General features: G+C 55.0%; 16 protein-coding genes and 1 tRNA gene. 8 read left to right on the top strand and 9 right to left on the bottom strand.

The window, feature by feature from the left end; genetic code table 11:
• Nucleotides 1-87: 87 nt before the first annotated feature.
• Nucleotides 88-612, top strand: coding sequence for a CBS domain-containing protein (locus ACR0LF_RS09080; RefSeq protein ID WP_480576557.1), 525 nt, complete (start codon nucleotides 88-90; stop codon nucleotides 610-612).
• Between the two features lie 2 nt (nucleotides 613-614).
• Here the strand turns inward: ACR0LF_RS09080 and ACR0LF_RS09085 are convergent, their stop codons facing one another.
• Nucleotides 615-1,379 (bottom strand): metallophosphoesterase, encoded by a 765-nt coding sequence (locus ACR0LF_RS09085; protein ID WP_480576554.1) that lies wholly within the window; start codon nucleotides 1,377-1,379, stop codon nucleotides 615-617.
• A gap of 182 nt (nucleotides 1,380-1,561) precedes the next feature.
• Here ACR0LF_RS09085 and ACR0LF_RS09090 point away from each other — a divergent pair, with 182 nt between their 5' ends.
• Nucleotides 1,562-2,575, top strand: coding sequence for an NAD-dependent epimerase/dehydratase family protein (locus ACR0LF_RS09090; protein ID WP_480576551.1), 1,014 nt, complete (start codon nucleotides 1,562-1,564; stop codon nucleotides 2,573-2,575).
• A 57-nt stretch (nucleotides 2,576-2,632) separates the two neighbouring features.
• Here ACR0LF_RS09090 and nqrF read toward each other — a convergent pair whose 3' ends face one another.
• The 6 genes from nqrF to ACR0LF_RS09120 are packed head-to-tail and all read right to left on the bottom strand — an operon-like array spanning nucleotide 2,633 to nucleotide 8,493.
• Complete coding sequence (gene nqrF, locus ACR0LF_RS09095) at nucleotides 2,633-3,856, bottom strand: NADH:ubiquinone reductase (Na(+)-transporting) subunit F (protein WP_480576548.1); 1,224 nt, start codon at nucleotides 3,854-3,856, stop codon at nucleotides 2,633-2,635.
• A gap of 10 nt (nucleotides 3,857-3,866) precedes the next feature.
• Nucleotides 3,867-4,475, bottom strand: a complete 609-nt coding sequence (gene nqrE, locus ACR0LF_RS09100; RefSeq protein ID WP_480576545.1) for an NADH:ubiquinone reductase (Na(+)-transporting) subunit E — start codon at nucleotides 4,473-4,475, stop codon at nucleotides 3,867-3,869.
• Nucleotides 4,475-5,128 (bottom strand): NADH:ubiquinone reductase (Na(+)-transporting) subunit D, encoded by a 654-nt coding sequence (locus ACR0LF_RS09105; protein WP_480576543.1) that lies wholly within the window; start codon nucleotides 5,126-5,128, stop codon nucleotides 4,475-4,477. The genes nqrE and ACR0LF_RS09105 overlap by 1 nt, the downstream gene beginning before the upstream one ends.
• The gene (locus tag ACR0LF_RS09110) at nucleotides 5,128-5,943 is read right to left on the bottom strand and encodes a Na(+)-translocating NADH-quinone reductase subunit C (protein ID WP_480576540.1); all 816 of its coding nucleotides are present in this window, start codon (nucleotides 5,941-5,943) and stop codon (nucleotides 5,128-5,130) included. The genes ACR0LF_RS09105 and ACR0LF_RS09110 overlap by 1 nt, the downstream gene beginning before the upstream one ends.
• Nucleotides 5,936-7,144, bottom strand: coding sequence for an NADH:ubiquinone reductase (Na(+)-transporting) subunit B (locus ACR0LF_RS09115; protein ID WP_480576537.1), 1,209 nt, complete (start codon nucleotides 7,142-7,144; stop codon nucleotides 5,936-5,938). Before ACR0LF_RS09115 ends, ACR0LF_RS09110 begins: the two co-directional genes overlap by 8 nt.
• A 5-nt stretch (nucleotides 7,145-7,149) precedes the next feature.
• A complete protein-coding gene (locus ACR0LF_RS09120; RefSeq protein ID WP_480576534.1) occupies nucleotides 7,150-8,493 on the bottom strand; it encodes a Na(+)-translocating NADH-quinone reductase subunit A in 1,344 nt (447 codons plus the stop codon).
• A gap of 297 nt (nucleotides 8,494-8,790) precedes the next feature.
• Between ACR0LF_RS09120 and ACR0LF_RS09125 the strand changes: the two genes are divergently transcribed.
• Both ACR0LF_RS09125 and ACR0LF_RS09130 read left to right on the top strand, forming a co-directional pair.
• Nucleotides 8,791-9,906 (top strand): THUMP domain-containing class I SAM-dependent RNA methyltransferase, encoded by a 1,116-nt coding sequence (locus ACR0LF_RS09125; RefSeq protein ID WP_480576531.1) that lies wholly within the window; start codon nucleotides 8,791-8,793, stop codon nucleotides 9,904-9,906.
• A 118-nt stretch (nucleotides 9,907-10,024) separates the two neighbouring features.
• A tRNA-Pro gene (locus ACR0LF_RS09130) sits at nucleotides 10,025-10,101 on the top strand.
• 411 nt (nucleotides 10,102-10,512) lie between these two features.
• On the opposite strand, the gene ACR0LF_RS09135 is transcribed toward ACR0LF_RS09130, so the two are convergent.
• Nucleotides 10,513-12,423, bottom strand: a complete 1,911-nt coding sequence (locus tag ACR0LF_RS09135) for a pentapeptide repeat-containing protein (RefSeq protein WP_480576528.1) — start codon at nucleotides 12,421-12,423, stop codon at nucleotides 10,513-10,515.
• Nucleotides 12,424-13,359: 936 nt separating this feature from the next.
• Nucleotides 13,360-13,593: a hypothetical protein gene (locus ACR0LF_RS09140; RefSeq protein WP_171722474.1), complete on the bottom strand. Its 234-nt coding sequence runs from the start codon at nucleotides 13,591-13,593 to the stop codon at nucleotides 13,360-13,362.
• Nucleotides 13,594-13,742: 149 nt separating this feature from the next.
• Here ACR0LF_RS09140 and ACR0LF_RS09145 point away from each other — a divergent pair, with 149 nt between their 5' ends.
• The 4 genes from ACR0LF_RS09145 to ACR0LF_RS09160 all read left to right on the top strand — a co-directional run bounded on the left by ACR0LF_RS09145 (nucleotide 13,743) and on the right by ACR0LF_RS09160 (nucleotide 16,437).
• Nucleotides 13,743-14,480, top strand: coding sequence for a Crp/Fnr family transcriptional regulator (locus ACR0LF_RS09145; RefSeq protein WP_480576525.1), 738 nt, complete (start codon nucleotides 13,743-13,745; stop codon nucleotides 14,478-14,480).
• Between the two features lie 447 nt (nucleotides 14,481-14,927).
• Entirely contained in the window at nucleotides 14,928-15,236 is a 309-nt protein-coding gene (locus tag ACR0LF_RS09150; protein ID WP_171722472.1) for a hypothetical protein, read from the top strand.
• A 3-nt stretch (nucleotides 15,237-15,239) separates the two neighbouring features.
• Entirely contained in the window at nucleotides 15,240-15,593 is a 354-nt protein-coding gene (locus tag ACR0LF_RS09155) for a hypothetical protein (protein ID WP_171722471.1), read from the top strand.
• Nucleotides 15,583-16,437: a hypothetical protein gene (locus tag ACR0LF_RS09160; protein WP_480627490.1), complete on the top strand. Its 855-nt coding sequence runs from the start codon at nucleotides 15,583-15,585 to the stop codon at nucleotides 16,435-16,437. The genes ACR0LF_RS09155 and ACR0LF_RS09160 overlap by 11 nt, the downstream gene beginning before the upstream one ends.
• Nucleotides 16,438-16,491: the final 54 nt, after the last annotated feature.

Here is a 16,491-nt window from a genome sequence, read left to right on the forward strand (position 1 = left end):
GAACCGCGCAATTGCACCCTATACAGGTCGTTTAGCTGCGCTAAGGTGAAAGGGAAAGACTTCGCAAGAACCAAAAGGAGATTGCCCATGGCTCCAACCTCTTACCAGTCGCCATCGCGCGGCGACAAGGCTGACAAGACGACTTACAGCCAGTCAGCGGAATCGAACCTGTCGCATTCGCAGACAACCGTGGCTAAGCTGCTTGAGGGTAAAGGGGATGCGGTATTTTCGGTGAGGCCAACCGATACCATCCATTCGGTGGTCAACACACTGAAAGAAAAACGGATTGGCGCTGTGCTGGTAACGGACCAGAACGGAGCGTTACAGGGGATTTTGTCGGAACGCGACATCGTGCGCCGCATGGCGGATACTCCCGGCCAGACTCTGCCGCAATCCGTCGAAGACCTGATGACCAAGGATGTAAAAACCTGCACCCCAAACGATCTGCTGAATAACGTACTCAAAACCATGACAGAGGGCCGTTTCCGCCATATGCCTGTTCTGCGCGACGGCAATCTGTGCGGTGTGATCACGATCGGCGACGTTGTCCATTTCCGCTTGAAGGAACTGGAATACGAAGCCCTTCGTATGAAGCAGATGATTGTGGGCTAAAGTCAGGCGGTCGATAGAAACCTGACACCTCCGTTTGTAATTTCGGCTGCCGTCAGCTGGCCTGATGCAAAGGCACCAGTATCAATGGAGACCACCCGATTTCTTACTTGGGGTTGGTCGAAAATTGTGTGGCCATGAACCACCCATTGGGCATCGCCGCGCGCAAGTCTGGGGAACATCGGATGTCCCCAGAGACAGATCTGACGTTCCTGGGAGTCAGCGGGTTGTCGTGGGTCCAGGGCCGCATGAACAAATGTGACATTGCCGCTGGTCCAGGTCAGTGGCCGGTTTGCTAGCCATCCAAGCAGGCCTTCCCCCATCGTTTCGCGCAAATCACGGGCCAGCATTCGAACATTCACGCCTTCTTCTGCGTCGCTTGGTAGTTTGAGACCAAATGACGCCAGCGTATGCACCCCACCGTTTCGAAACCAGAGTCGGGCATTCCGTTCCGGATCCTCCAAAAAGCGCAACAGCATCTCTTCGTGATTGCCAAGAAGACACTGAACACGGCCACCTGACGTTTCGCTCAGATGGCGCAGATGGTGCAACACCTGTGCGCTGTACGGGCCTCGGTCGATGTAGTCGCCGACAAAAACCAGATGGCATTGATCGCCCAGCCGCGGCAGCAGTGCATGCAGTAAGTCCAGACGGCCATGAATGTCGCCAACGGCCGTTACTGGCGCGGCGGGCGCGATGTCGCAGTGCACCGTATCGCCAGTTCGCCCCGCTGTGCGATGGAAGCGCCGTCTGATCCAATTCGTAATCATACGCCCTGATCCCTACCCTTCCCATCTGCTGTCGGCAATGGACAACTGTTTGCGCCAGCAAAGAGTTGACCAATGGTCCCGGGATGTCCGATATGACCTTTGAAGTGGTTGAAAGCGGTTGCTCCAATTCAGGGGGCAAAGTCATTCGACCAGAAGTTATTCGCAAGGCGGTCTGAGGTTTTATGAAACGGGTTTTGATTACAGGTTCGGCGGGGTTCATCGGTTTCCATCTGGCCAGGCTGCTATTGGCCGAAGGGTATCGCGTGCATGGCTATGACGGGATGACAGACTACTATGATGTAGCCCTGAAACAGCGACGCCATCAGATTCTGCTTCAAACCCCTGGATTTACGGCAACAGAAGATCAGTTGGAAAACTACGACCGACTGGTGCAGGTCGCCGCAGATTTCCAGCCCGAAATCATCGTTCACCTGGCGGCGCAAGCCGGAGTGCGGCACAGCCTCGAGCATCCTCGCAGCTATATTGAATCGAATGTCGTCGGCACGTTCAATGTGATGGAAATCGCCCGTCAGCATAAGGTGGACCATCTGCTGATGGCTTCGACCTCATCCATCTATGGTGCGAACGAAGAGATGCCTTTTACCGAGACGGAAAAAGCCGACACTCAGTTGACCATCTATTCCGCGACAAAGAAGGCGAATGAAGCGATGGGGCATTCTTATGCCCATCTTTGGGATTTGCCGACGACCATGTTCCGGTTCTTCACGGTCTATGGCACCTGGGGACGGCCGGATCTGGCCTATTTCAAGTTTGTCGCCGCGATCTTGGATGGCCGCCCGATCGATATCTACAATCACGGGGACATGTATCGCGATTTTACCCATGTGGAAGACCTCGTGCGCGGGATTAGGTTGCTGATTGATGTGCCCCCGGTACGACCAACCAGCCGCGAAGAAATCGAGGACGGAGACAGCCTGTCGCCCGTCGCGCCCTATCGCATCGTCAATATCGGCAACGGGGACAAGGTTCGCTTGATGGATTTCATCGCTGCCATCGAAGAGGCATTGGGGCAGAAAGCCATCAAAAACTTCATGCCGATGCAGATGGGGGACGTTCACGCCACCTGGGCCGATAACAGGCTGCTGCAACGTCTGACGAACTATCGCCCACAGACCGAGTTGAAAGACGGCATTGCCGAGTTCGTCGCGTGGTATCGGGATTATTACGGAAAATAGCGTTGACTAAACGCCAAACGAAAAAACCGGCGCTGGGTGCGCCGGTTTTTCTGTTTCTTATCCACCGAAATCGTCGAGCATGATGTCTTCTCGGTCCACGCCCAAATCCAGTAGCATGTTGATGACTGACTGGTTCATGATCGGCGGACCGCACATATAGAATTCGCAATCCTCAGGCGCGGGATGGTTCTTGAGGTATTCTTCGAACAGAACGTTGTGGATGAAGCCGGTATAGCCTTTCCAGTCATCCTCGGGCTGCGCATCGGACAGGGCCACGTGCCATTCGAAATTGTCGAACTCTTCGGCCAGCGTATCGAAATCCTCGACAAAGAACATTTCTTTCTTCGAACGGGCACCATACCAGAAGCTGATCTTGCGGTTGCGGTTCTCAAGCCGCTTGAGCTGATCGAAGATATGGCTGCGCATAGGTGCCATACCGGCACCACCACCGATGAAGACCATCTCTTTTTCCGTCTCGCGGGCGAAGAATTCGCCGAACGGACCCGAAATGGTGACCTTGTCGCCCGGTTTCAAGTTGAAGATATACGACGACATCTGACCCGCAGGGATACCTTCGGACCCCGGAGGGGGCGAGGCAACCCGGACGTTGAGCATGATCATACCCTTCTCATCGGGATAGTTGGCCATCGAATAGGCGCGTTCGATCGGTTCGTTCACCACCGATTCATATTGCCACAGATTGAACCGGTCCCAATCTTCGCGGTACTCTTCCTCAATATCGAAATCGGTGTATTTCAGCGCATGCGCGGGGGCCTCGATCTGGATGTAGCCACCGGCGCGGAAATTCACGTCCTCACCTTCCGGCAGGTCCAGTGTCAGCGCCTTGATGAAGGTTGCCACGTTTTCGTTCGACCGGACGGTGCATTCCCATTTCTTGACGCCAAAGACCTCTTCGGGGACTTCGATATTCATGTCCTGCTTGACCGCAACCTGACAGGAAAGACGGTCGCCACAGGATGCCTCGCGCTTGGTGATGTGGCTTTCTTCGGTGGGCAGGATCGAGCCGCCACCGGAATGCACCCGCACCCGGCATTGTGCACAGGTGCCGCCGCCACCACAGGCTGACGGGACGAACAGTTTTTCGGCCGCCAGCGTTTGCAGCAGTTTGCCACCGGCGGGGACCGAGATTGTTTTCTCACCGTTGATGGTGATGTTGACGTTGCCTGTTGACACCAACTTAGACCGCGCGGCCATGATGATGGCCACCAAAGCGATTACGATCAGGGTGAAGAGGATGACGCCTAAGCTAAAGGTTTCCATGCGCCCCTCCTTACAGTTTCACGCCAGAGAAGGACATGAAGGCCAAAGCCATCAGACCCGCGGTGATGAAAGTGATGCCAAGCCCTTGCAGGCCATCCGGAATGTCTGAATACTTCAGCTTTTCCCGAACGCCTGCCATGGCGGTGATTGCCAGCGCCCAACCAAAGCCGGAAGACAGGCCATAGGTTGCCGCCTCGGCAAAGTTGTAATCACGTTCGACCATGAACAGCGAACCACCCAGAATGGCGCAGTTTACCGTGATCAGTGGCAGGAAAATCCCCAGCGCGTTGTAGAGCGGCGGGAAGTACTTATCCAGGATCATCTCTAGGATCTGCACCATCGCCGCGATCACGCCGATATATGAGATCAGGCCAAGGAAGGTCAGGTCAACATCCGGGAACCCCGCCCAGGACAGCGCGCCTGGTTTCAGCAGATAGTTCAGCAGCAGGTTGTTGGTTGGCACGGTGATTGCCTGCACCACCATAACCGAAATCCCCAGACCCAGCGCGGTCGAGATCTTCTTGGACACGGCGATAAAGGTACACATGCCAAGAAAAAAGCTGAGCGCGAGGTTTTCAACAAAGATGGCCTTTACGGCCAGTGAAATCAGACCTTCCATCAGTGGGCCTCTACCTGCTGAATTTTGTATTCACGCTCTTCCACCTGGTTCGGCTTCCATGTGCGGAAGGCCCAGATGATCAGACCGATGATGAAGAACGCCGAGGGCGGCAGCAGCAACATGCCGTTGGGCACGTACCAGCCACCATTGTTGACGGTCTGCAGGATGGTGACACCGAACAGCGACCCCGCGCCAAACAACTCGCGAATGAAGCCCACCAGCAGCAGGATCAGGCCGTAGCCCATGCCGTTGCCCATGCCGTCGATGAAAGACGCGACCGGAGGGTTCTTCATTGCAAACGCCTCGGCGCGGCCCATCACGATACAGTTGGTGATGATCAGGCCGACGAAGACCGACAGGGTTTTTGATATCTCGAAGGCGTAGGCCTTGAGGACCTGATCCACCAGGATCACCAGCGAGGCGATGATCACCATCTGAACGATGATCCGGATCGAGCCCGGGATCTGATTGCGAAGGCATGAGATGAAGAAGGACGAAAACGAGGTCACGAAGGTCACCGCCAGCGCCATCACGAACGACACCTGCAGCGACGAAGTCACTGCCAGCGCCGAACAGATACCCAGAACCTGCAGCGTGATTGGGTTGTTGTCGACAAGCGGGTCGACCAGCATCTCTTTCTTGGTCTGGGACATCAAATCTCTCCTGCTTGCAGTTTGGCCAGGAACGGGGCGTAGCCTGCATCACCCATCCAGAATTTCACCAGGTTGTCGACACCAACCGAGGTCAGCGTGGCACCGGCCAGCGCATCGACATGGAAATCAGGTCCGGCAGGAGATTGCGATTTTGCCACCGTGATCTGAAGATCACCCGCATCGTCGCGCAGTCTCTTACCGCTCCACAGCGCTTTCCAGCGCGGGTTGTCCACCTCGGCACCGAGACCCGGGGTTTCACCATGCTGATAGAACTGCAAGCCGTAGATATCGTTGCCGTTGTTTTCCAGCGCGATAAAGCCATAGAGCGTGGACCACAGGCCATAGCCGTGTAGCGGCAGGATGACCTTGTCCAGATCGCCTGCGTCGTCGCGCAACAGATAGATCACGCGATACTTGGACTTGCGCCCAATACCTGCCGGGTCGCTGTCCAAAGCGACGCTCAGTTCGGGATCGCTGGCGGCTGCGATATCGTCAAATGTGGTCGGGTCAAACTGGTCGTCGACAAACTCTCCGGTGGCCAGTTCCAGCACGTGCGGTTCGAACGCCGCAAACGCTTCGGTCACGTCGATGCCGGGTTCGTAAACACCTGCGACCTGAAGAACGTTAACCTGTTTGTCCTTAAGACGGTTGGCATCCTGCACCGGGCGCAGACTGACGGCTGCGGCCGACACGACCATCGAGGCAACCAGACAAACGGCGACGGCGATGAAGATCGTCTTGCCAACCGAATCCGGCGAGGCCGCCAGGAACCGGGCAATTGCCCCTTTGGGTTCTTGGGGTTGCGTATCAGACATGGCGACGCGCCCTCCGTTTGATATTGGCCTGAACGACGAAATAGTCGATCAGCGGTGCAAAGACGTTACCGAACAGGATTGCCAGCATCATGCCTTCAGGGAAAGCCGGATTGATCACGCGGATCATCACAACCATGACACCGATCAGCGCACCATAAATGTAACGGCCCAGATTGGTGTGGCTGGCCGAAACGGGCTCGGTCACCATAAAGGCCAGACCAAAGGCGTAGCCGCCCAGTACGATGTGCCAGTACCAGGGCATGGCGAACATCGGATTGGTGTCAGATCCGATCAGGTTCAGCAGCAGGGTAAAGCCGATAGTACCCGCCAGACAGCCCACAATCAGCCGGTAGTTGGCAATCTTGGTCATCAGCAGGAAGGCCAGACCGATCATGCAGGCCAGTGTAGAGGTCTCGCCAAAGCTGCCCTGAATGGTGCCGTAAAACGCGCTCCACCAGGTGATGCCCTCGGCGGCCAGCGCCTGTACGCCCTCAGCGGCAGATACACCCAATGCTGTTGCGCCCGAGAACCCGTCAACCGGTGTCCAGACCGCATCGCCAGACATCTGCGCGGGATAAGCGAAATACAGAAACGCCCGGCCTACAAGCGCAGGGTTGAGGAAGTTCTTGCCGGTGCCGCCAAACACTTCCTTACCGATCACGACGCCGAAGATGATGCCCAAAGCGACCTGCCACAGGGGCGTCGTTGCGGGCATGATCAGCGTGTAAAGCATTGAGGTGACAAGGAAACCTTCGTTCACCTCGTGGCCACGTACGGTGGCGAAGATGACCTCGAAGATACCGCCTGCGACCAGCGTGACGATGTAGATCGGCAGGAAGTACAGCAGCCCGTGCATCACGTTGGCAAAGATGCTGGACGGGTCCAGAGAAATCCCGAACATCTGCAACAGCGCGATCCGCCAGCCGGTGGCCGAGTCCGGCCCCAGCGTGGCAATCGCGGAATTCGCCTGGTATCCCGTGTTCCACATGCCCCAAAGGATGCATGGGATAGTCGCGATCACGACGTAGGTCATGATCCGCTTCATATCCACGTACGACCGAGCGTGCGGCGCAACGGTGGTTACAGTTTTCGGAGTGTAGATGAAACTTTCCACCATCTCGTAGATGGGAAAGTACTTCTCGTACTTGCCGCCCTTGGTAAAGTTCGGCTCGAACCGGTCAAAGAAGCTGCGCAAACCCATTCGGCTCAGCCCTCCTTTTCAATTTTGGTCAGGCAGTCGCGCAGCGCCAGCCCGTATTCATATTTCGCCGGACAGGCAAAGCCCACAAGGCCAAGATCCTCTTCGTCCAGCTCCAACGCTCCCAGAGCCTGTGCTGTGTCCGTATCCATCACCAGCAAAGCACGCAGCAGCTGAGTGGGCAGGTAATCCTGCGGCATCAACTCTTCGAACACGCCTGTCGGAACCATCGCGCGACGACCGCCGTTCAGGTTGGAAGTGAAGGCATACAGCTTCTTGGCGAATGCCGAACCCAAAACCGGCTGAACCGAATATTTCGATGGCATCGGTCGAATCCAACCCATCGGAATTTGATCGTGATCTTCACGGATGATGCTGATCTGCCGTGCAAACCGGCCCAGAAAGGCGGTCGGACCGTCTGCTTGCTGCCCTGACAGGATCGAACCCGAAATGATACGGGGTGTGCCGTCCACATTAACCTCGTCACGGGTCAGGTCGTCAGTCGATGCGCCCATGACCGTGCGGATCAAACGCGGCTGACGCGCGCCGGGCCCCGACAAAGCAATCACGATATTCGGGTCCAGATACCCGGTCTGCATCAGACGACCAATTGCAATGACGTCCTGATACCCGATGGTCCAGACCTGCTTGTCGCCTGCAAGCGGCTCGAGAAAGTGAATATGCGTTCCGGCCAGGCCCGACGGGTGCGGACCGGCAAAAGCCGCCGCTTCAACTCCGGCTACATCTGTACCGGGAACCGAGTCACCTTCTTTTTGGCAAAGATAGGTTTTGCCGTCGGTCAGTTTGCTGATCGCTGACAGCCCGGCAGCAAAAGCCTCAGGCGCTTCGGCGATGATCGCTGCGGCATCGGCCGCAAGCGGGTCACTGTCCATGGCGGTGACAAAAATCGCAGCCGGCTTAACGCCGGGTTCCGGCATTTTCGAATAGGGCCGCGTGCGGAACGAGGTCCACAGGCCAGCGGCACATAACTTGGCGGTCACACCTTCTGCGCTGTCCGCGTTACCTACACCCGAGAAGTCCACTCCGGTGTCATTGGTATCGGACACCTCGATCACCACACTTTGCAGCACCCGACGGGCACCGCGGTTGATGGCAACAACCTTGCCGCCGACTGGTGCAACCATCATCGCGTCAGGAGCGTCCTTGTGACAGAACAGCGGCGCACCGCGTTGAACACTGTCGCCTTCCTGCACCAGCATCTTGGGCTTCAGGCCGATGTAATCACCACCCAGCACGCCAACGGTCGTATATTCCGGACCCGGGTGAATGGTCTGGTCCGGAGCACCTTCCACCGGCAGATCCAGCCCTTTTTTCAGTTTGAAAGTTTGCATGTCGCTACGTTCTTCCAAGCCTCTTTTCTGCGCCAGCACTGCCAACGCCCTTTCGGGGTCATGCAATAGCGCGGTTTTTTTAGGCCTCCGTCGCAAAAGCGTCGAAAACAGTCCAAAATCCGCAGGCGTAATTCCGATCACGGACCCTTTACGCGGGGATGGTCACAAACGCAAACCCGATACCGCTAAAAGTTAAGGATGAACCACACAATCCTGCGATTTATCGATCATATCCTCCGAATCCGTAGTTTAAAATTGCGTATCGCGCCTACCAAGCTTCCAGTGTAAGCAACCGAAATGGAAAAAGACACAGACTTGGAAATCTTTCTGGTAGCCACGCCGGGCCTTGAAGCACCCCTCTGCGCCGAGGCGGAGTCGAATGGATTCGCTCAGACCAAAGTGGTTCCGGGTGGCGTAACGTGCCGGGGATCCTGGCCCGAGGTATGGCGCGCCAACCTGACCCTTCGCGGTGCCAACAAGGTATTGGTCCGCTTGGGCAGTTTCCCGGCTGTACATCTGGCCCAACTGGACAAGCGCGCGCGCAAATTTCCCTGGGCTGATGTCTTGCGCTCCGATGTGCCGATCAAAGTCGAAGCCACCAGCCGAAAATCAAGAATTTACCATGCGGGTGCGGCGCGACAAAGGATCGAGCGTGCAATATCCGAGACACTGGGTGCTCCGATATCAACCGATGCCAGCCTGCGGGTCATGCTGCGAATCGAGAAGGACATTTGTACGATCTCTGTCGATAGCTCTGGTGAGCTTTTGCACAAGCGCGGCCACAAGGAAGCGATCGCCAAAGCGCCGATGCGCGAAACAATGGCCGCCATGTTCCTTCGGGACTGCGGTTATTCGGGCGACGAACCTGTTCTGGACCCGATGTGCGGCTCGGGTACGTTTGTGATCGAAGCCGCCGAGATCGCTTTGGGTCTGAACCCTGGTCGGTCCCGTGAGTTTGCGTTCGAACATCTGGCAGGCTTCGACCCCAACCAATGGCAAGCGATGCGCAGCGAAACGAGCACCGCTGAATGCCCCCATACTTTCCATGGCTCGGACCGCAACGCTGGTGCAATCGAAGCTGCGACGGCCAATGCCGAGCGGGCGCAAGTCAATCCGCTGACACGATTTCAACAGCGCTCCGTCAGTGACATCAAACCGCCGGAAGGTCCTGCGGGGTTGGTCATTGTGAACCCGCCCTATGGTGCGCGAATTGGTGACGAGAAACGTTTACGCTCTGTTTATGGCACGTTGGGCAAATCTTTGATGAGTCGGTTTCGGGGGTGGCGTATCGGGGTGATAACCAGCGCCCCTGCGCTGGCCCGAGCAACGCGCCTGCCGCTGTTACCACCAGGCCCGGTGGTGGACCATGGCGGAACCAAGATTCGCCTGTATAAAACGGATCCGTTACCCTGATTGAGAACATTACAGACACGCGAAACAATTTCGGATTCTGAGCTAAAGGAATAAGGCGGCCATTCTACAGAAACCTCTTGCGCATTGCACACACCGCGTATAGACGACCAGCCACGGTCGGAGTGTAGCTCAGCCTGGTAGAGCACTGTCTTCGGGAGGCAGGGGTCGGAGGTTCGAATCCTCTCACTCCGACCAGATAATCCATAATACCCAATTAGTTATGGCATTGTCACAGTGTCCGCTTTTTTGCTCCTCTAGCCGGGGCAGCACGGGGGCAGCACCAAGTCACAACGCTTTCACAGAGCATTTAGTTCTAAGAAGGCAAACGAATCCGTGCGATGCGATTGCACTTTCTTTGGTTAGGCGGCTTCGTTCGAGCCGTGGCACCCTGCGGAGGATGACCGATGAAAGACCAAGACGACCAATACTGCGCGTCGAACTAATGTCCGAAACGGTGCGCAACTCATACATCTCGCTCCACTCTCGCCGCCTCCGCAAGATCAACGGGATAGGGTGGTGCATGATCCCGGTGCAGGTGTCGACTCTCTTAGTAAGTTCAGGATTCTGTGCTACGCGGATATTCTCGGTACATCGGTATAGATTCGATCATTCTTTCACATATTGGAAACATCTTTTCTCATTTGACGAAGCCGTTTCGGCTGGGATGTGTGCAACCGAACCAGGTTCAGCACAATTGACAAACCTTCGGCCGGTTGGAGCTTGAGGTGCCCACTCACAACGCCAGTTTCCTGCCTCGTCAAGGTAAACTCCCCTGTCCAGCCCATTTGGAAAAATAGCTTCAAAACCGAGGAGTAACCTTGGTTTCTTAATACAGGAAAGTGCTACTGGCTGTTCCAACTCGCCAGTGTCATTTGAAGAATAATTTGTAGGCATAAATGTACCAGAATCACCGAAAACATTTACAATATGCTGTGGAAGGGCACATGAAATATCGCCGCCGTAAGCTGTGACGTTTTTTAACTCAGAAAGGTAGCAGCCAATTGCTTCAATACTTGTGGCATTCATATTGGTGTCTAAAAATAGTACACCGTGAATATTAGCGTTTCTTAGGTCTACATTGGTAAATACCGACCTTTCAATTGTCGTCTGAGGGCACACAATGTCGCTCAAACTACCAAGGCAACCGATCTCCGCGCCAGCTAAGTTGGCGAAACTCAAGTCAACTCCAACAATGCGTGCGAATTGAAGTTGGGCACGTATCATTTTCGCGTGCGACAGCGACGCCCTGTACAAGTTGGCCTCGGAAAAGTTCACCTCGGTGAGTTGGGCTCGGCTCAAGAAGACCCCTTGTAGGTTTGCTGATGAAAAATTGGCTCTCGATAGATTTGCCGGCTGACATCCCTCTCGACTCGCCTCATCAGAAATAAGGCCATCACAACCAAACCGAGCGCCCGGCAAAAACGCCTCGGTCAAATCTGCGCCCCGCAAATCTACTCCGGTGAGGTCAGGTGCATTCAAAGAGGCAAGGTAGCGATCATACGCGGCCCAAGCTGCGCGCTCGACGGCCTGTTCCACGGCGAGCGCGTATTCCGGTCGATCGCCATCTAAGTCTCTGGCGTCGGGGTTGTCTCTCAACCACTCCACGCGCAGCATCGGCTCCATGTTCTGATACCATTGCGCCCTGTACTCAGCGATCCAATCTTCGGTTGGTTGCCAATCGTCGGGTCGCTCCGTCAGCTCTGCACTAGCGAGATCGGCGCGCGCGAAGAGCCAGTGGTCGACCGGCCCGAGCGTGCGGACAAAGCTGAGTGTCACGGCAAGCACGAGTCCGATTGTGAGTGCCAGCCTTGACCAAGTTGACTGCAAAAGCCGCATCGGCGCCGCGGCGGGCCCCGGGTTTACGAGCCGGACATGCGCGCGCCTCACGCTCTCCAAGCCAAATGCAGTCGCCGCAACGAGACACAGGGCCATAAACAACGTCAGATAAACGTCATGCGTCACTGCGATCCGCCACCAGATTGTGAAGAGTATGGTAAGCGGGAAGAGCCAGATCATTATGAGACTGATGAAGATGCTAAGGAGCCCGATGTGGTCACCCGAATGACAAGCCTCCGCGCGGCCGTCGCCATGATGATTCTGGCGCCACTGGCGATACCACAACCCGCCTTGCGCGAGCATTGTTGGCATAATGCGCTCAGAGAGCAGGCCGCCCTTGATCCGCGCAGGTGCCTTCGCGAGCACATCCCAGAGATGGAATAGATTGAGCTGCAGATAGCAGAACAGGCTGGCAACGAAGATTTGCGATACAAGAAAAAAATCGATTGCTTTTACCGGGACCTGGATCAAAGGAAGCTCGGTTTGGAAGCGATCGACGAAGAAATTCGCATCCTGATGCGCGCTCAGGCCAATAGCGACGAAAACGAGAACTGCCGTCAGGCCAAACCAGCCGGTTCGGATGTTCTTAGAGATGTCGTTGATGTACGTGACGACGAAGTCCTCGTAATCGTCGCCGGAATCAACGTTCAACGGCAACTTCTCTGTTTGTTCATCGTTCAAGCGCGGTCTCCAAGTCGACGTGTCTTAGTTTGGAATCCATTCACTGATCTTGCCGCAGTGGTGTTGGCCGATCAACGACGAAGCCGTTTGTTAGGCAGTAGCGCCCTACCCTCTCAATCGCCGCGGTTAATTCGGTCGGCTTTCGTTCCATACAGAAAGTGGCAGCCAGCATCTCAATAGGTGATTACGCACCGTTAACATAATCAACCCTTGGACGGTCGGACGCATCAAAATGACCAGCAGCAGCCGTTGGCGCAACTGCAGCGAAAGCGCGGTTTGTCTGCGCAGCCGACATCAATCGGCTCCTTAAAGTGAACTATGTCGCAGCCACACAGCCGCAGCAAAAATCGCAGCGATGAATGCTAACACGCTAGCCATAACCAAGAAGACGCGAAGAATCTGATACGATGCACCCCAAAATCGGGAATCGTATCCCGTCAACAAGACTAGAGCCCTTCGTACTCGCTCGGCCAATCCCATTTCATGCTGCTCCTTATTGTGGACTTCGAATGTCCGCTGCGAGCCCTTACTTGACCTTGGACAACACCCAAAGTCTCGCTCGTGCAGCAAGTCGCGAACCGCACAAACCGGACATTCCCACGCGCTTCTCAGATGGCAAGGCAGCGGACTTTGCCGTCATTCGATCTGGAGCCTTCGCTGAAGCAGCATTTGCTCGCGGTCGCGGCATACTTATTGTTGCGGCGCGGCGAGTGTCACCAATCAGGTCATTCGCAGGCGTTGTATTTGCGTTAACGGAAACTGTACCCTCGCCGCAGCTCGGTCGGACAATCAGGACGCAGGATATGGCAGGCATTGAAACATTGATTCTCGTTTCGTGTTTGAATTGATCAGGAACGAGGCACCAAAAGTGTTTCTGTTTGCAATTTTGCTTTTTTTGACGAGCATAATCTTGTTTTTCCGATGCGGGACTTAACGCTACTGCCGAACCCGATAGCCGGAAGCAATGATCTGGTTTATCAGAGCAGCGGCGGCCTGGTGCATTACCTTTTCATCACTGTTGCCGACCGCTGCTTCGTGGGCAGCGGCTGCGTCACGCAGAACTCCCACAATCTCATGTTCGGGCAGGAGCTCACGATCTTTAATTGCAAGCAAAAGCGCTTCACAGATTGAGAGTGCGGCCATTCCTGAGTGGTCTTGCCGGTCGGCCATGGTAGACGTCCTTTTGTAACAGGCGTCCAAGCAAGGAAGCGCCACGATGAATTGCATCATTCTGGCAAAGATTGCTGTATACTTAACTGATCGAAAGCAGTCTTGGCGTCGGATAGTTTCGCGGGCTGCTCATCGATGAAGGAAGAAATTTGCCCGCTATCAAGAACAGTCCGCTCACCCGAAAACTCTCAAACTTCGTCGCTCTGACTGAGGTTGAACTTGCGGTGTTAGCACGCTTGCACAAACGCCGCAGAACCTTTGAAGCCGGACGTGACCTTGTGCATCAAGGGCAATCAGAGCAGGCTGCCTACATTCTGGCCTCGGGCTGGGTTTGTTCCTACAAAACCCAGACTGACGGGTCGCGTCAGATCGTCGATTTCCAAATACCGGGTGACTTTCTGGGTTTGCGAAGCGTTCTGCTGCACACCTCGGATCACAGCATAGAACCAATCATGGAAATCCAAGCTATTGAGGTAGTAGTGGATGATCTCCTGGAAGCATTTGCGCAAACGCCCCGGCTGGCGACAGCAATTCTTTGGGCGGTATCTCGAGATGAAGCGATGGTGGTTGAGCACCTGGTCAACATAGGACGGCGAGATGCGGGTGAGCGCATGGCGCATTTTCTTTTGGAACTTGGTGTGAGGCTGACTCAGGTCGGGATGGCAAACAAGACGGGATACACTTGCCCCCTGACACAATACCACCTTGCCGATGCGCTGGGACTGAGTGCCGTGCATGTTAATCGTGTCCTACGGCAACTGCGGGAGAAGGGGTTGGTTACTTTTCAATCCGGGCAAGTGGCATTTGATGATTATGACGGACTGGTGACGTTGGCCGGTTTTGACCCCAATTATCTGGATCAGGCCGGGCCACTGTTGAAGCAATAGGTTCACCCCTCGGGCGATGCCGGGGTTTTGATGATGGTTGCCTGGTTAGAGACGCCATTCTCTTCGGCAGATTTGGGATTTCACTGAAAAAGAAGCGCAAGATAAATACAGTCCGATTGCGGTACTGGATTTCCTGCGCTTCTCAATTACTCGTTAAGAACACGCCAGCAAATATCCCGCCAACACAAATCAGGTTGCCGGAAACCAAACATCGTTGCACTGACTCAGGTTAGTCAATTTTCTGGCAGTATCTGATCCTCAGATGCCAAATGCATTTGAGATTCCAATAGAATCTCAAGTCATTGGCCGCCGACTAACATCGATCAGCGCACGTCTGCCATTTGCACATTATTCTAATTTACAACGCCAGTACTTCCGCGGCGCTTAAGAGCGTGTTCAGCGGCAGACTGTGCGGGGAAGATCCAACAAACTATTTGGAGGGCTAAGGTGAGCACGAGATCGTCCAGTTCTTTGGTGACGTTTTCAAATCCGTTCTCTTTGTGCGGCTACCCGGATGAACTTCCTGCAGGCGAGTATGAAGTAATTGTTGAAGAAGAACTATTACAGGGCCTGAGTTTCGAAGCATATCGAAGAACCGGAACCTACCTGACGGTTCAGAGCAAAGGCAGCAAGCCAGGCCGCACAGAAATGCGCCCCATCGACCCAAAAGATCTCGAACTGGCACTTAAGCACGACCAGACCTTGGCCACATCTAACAATGACAGCGATGCGGCGCTTTCCCCGCAGGAGGAATAGATTATGAACACGCCCGAATGGCTTAAACCCGGAATCTACGGCGCCCTGATCGGAGGGGTTTTCGTCGGCGTCGTTGGATTTTCTTGGGGTGGATGGATGACCGGCAGTAACGCGGACAAGATGGCCAACGCCATGTCCCGCGACAATGTAATCGCTGCGTTGGTTCCGATCTGCATCGACATGGCTAGAACTGACGCCCAACGCGCCGAAAAAATAACGACGATCAAAGAAGCTTCTTCTTTCAAGCGAAAGGATGCCGTTATGGCAGCCGGCTGGGCAACGGTACCGGGATCCCAAACCCCCAACAAAGATCTGGCACAGGCCTGCATTGAGGGGCTGAACCTGGATGGATCGTAACTCAATCACTCAACATTCGGACAACGCCGTTTGCACCAGGACAGTTCGAAAAAATCAGTACTGGTTTTACTCTCACTTCATGACGGCGCTGTTTGTTGGCGTTTTCAGCTGCTTGACGGGCTCCTTTATCTCATCAAGTCCCGCATCGGCCGAAACAAACTCTATCCCGGACAACGCGCATCCCAAAAAGTATGGCGACGGTTGGGAATGCGATTTGTCCTATCGGTTGGAAGGCGAAGAATGCGTGGCCATTGCCGTCCCAGAAAATGCCTACCCGACAAACAGAACCTATGGTTCGGGCTGGGCATGTACACATGGCTTTGTTGAAGTTGGTGGCACCTCATGCGTTGAAGTAATTGTGCCTGAGGGCGGATATCTCGATCCATCAGGTGAGAGGTGGCGGTGCCTGCGTGGGTACACAAGGGTAGACGATAGCTGCCAAAAAATCGTGGTGCCGGACAACGCCTACCTGACGAACAGTACCTACGGATCTGTATGGCTTTGCAATCGTGGCTACGAGACAGATGGTGAAGCGTGCGTTGCAATAGCAGTGCCGGATAATGCCTTCCTGAACGCATCAACCCACGGGCGTCCCTGGACATGCGAGCGCGGATATTTTGAGCGAGACGGAAGGTGCGATGCAGTCATCGTGCCTGAAAACGCTTTCTACGATGACGCGATCCACGGAGTTGGATGGAAATGCGAACGTGGCTACGAGGCGTCCGGTGATCACTGCGATGCAATCGATCTACCCGCAAATGCCCATATCGACCGATCCGGCAATGGGTGGCAATGCCACAGAAATTTTCATCGGTCGGAAGGGCTGTGTGTTCTGAACGAATGAGGTTTCAGTCAGAGAGCCCACTTTTCCAAACTTCACATTTTGTGCCCGTTCTTA

The organism is Ruegeria sp. E8 (genome assembly GCF_056533985.1).

Bases quoted from the DNA above. Each gene is read 5' to 3' on its own strand.
- ACR0LF_RS09080 (WP_480576557.1), top strand. From the start codon at position 88: ATGGCTCCAACCTCTTACCAGTCGCCATCGCGCGGCGACAAGGCTGAC.
- ACR0LF_RS09085 (WP_480576554.1), bottom strand. From the start codon at position 1,379: ATGATTACGAATTGGATCAGACGGCGCTTCCATCGCACAGCGGGGCGA.
- ACR0LF_RS09090 (WP_480576551.1), top strand. From the start codon at position 1,562: ATGAAACGGGTTTTGATTACAGGTTCGGCGGGGTTCATCGGTTTCCAT.
- nqrF (WP_480576548.1), bottom strand. From the start codon at position 3,856: ATGGAAACCTTTAGCTTAGGCGTCATCCTCTTCACCCTGATCGTAATC.
- nqrE (WP_480576545.1), bottom strand. From the start codon at position 4,475: ATGGAAGGTCTGATTTCACTGGCCGTAAAGGCCATCTTTGTTGAAAAC.
- ACR0LF_RS09105 (WP_480576543.1), bottom strand. From the start codon at position 5,128: ATGTCCCAGACCAAGAAAGAGATGCTGGTCGACCCGCTTGTCGACAAC.
- ACR0LF_RS09110 (WP_480576540.1), bottom strand. From the start codon at position 5,943: ATGTCTGATACGCAACCCCAAGAACCCAAAGGGGCAATTGCCCGGTTC.
- ACR0LF_RS09115 (WP_480576537.1), bottom strand. From the start codon at position 7,144: ATGGGTTTGCGCAGCTTCTTTGACCGGTTCGAGCCGAACTTTACCAAG.
- ACR0LF_RS09120 (WP_480576534.1), bottom strand. From the start codon at position 8,493: ATGCAAACTTTCAAACTGAAAAAAGGGCTGGATCTGCCGGTGGAAGGT.
- ACR0LF_RS09125 (WP_480576531.1), top strand. From the start codon at position 8,791: ATGGAAAAAGACACAGACTTGGAAATCTTTCTGGTAGCCACGCCGGGC.
- ACR0LF_RS09140 (WP_171722474.1), bottom strand. From the start codon at position 13,593: ATGGCCGACCGGCAAGACCACTCAGGAATGGCCGCACTCTCAATCTGT.
- ACR0LF_RS09155 (WP_171722471.1), top strand. From the start codon at position 15,240: ATGAACACGCCCGAATGGCTTAAACCCGGAATCTACGGCGCCCTGATC.
- ACR0LF_RS09160 (WP_480627490.1), top strand. From the start codon at position 15,583: ATGGATCGTAACTCAATCACTCAACATTCGGACAACGCCGTTTGCACC.